We start from the raw sequence: 236 nt of genomic DNA on the forward strand, positions 1-236 counted from the left end.
GATGAACCCGTTCTCGTCTAGGTCGACCTGCCCCTTGACGCGGTCGGTGCGCGGTTCGTGGCCGATGGCGATGAAGAGCGCGGTCGCCGCGACCTCGCTCGTCTCACCGGTCCCGGTGTCCTGCAACGTGAGGCCCTCGACCTTGTTCTCGCCCAGGATGCCGGTGACGGCGGAGTTCCAGACGACCTTGATCTTCGGGTTGTCCTCGGCGCGCTTCGCCATGATGCGCGAGGCGC

General features: G+C 66.9%; 1 protein-coding gene. It reads right to left on the minus strand.

The window, feature by feature from the left end; all coding sequences use genetic code 11:
* Positions 1 to 222, minus strand: a 222-nt coding sequence (locus AC0I8G_RS26205) for an NAD(P)/FAD-dependent oxidoreductase (protein ID WP_471732542.1), incomplete at its 3' end; no start/stop codon positions are given.
* Between the last annotated feature and the right edge of the window lie 14 nt (positions 223 to 236).

The organism is Kineococcus sp. AC630, assembly GCF_979255925.1.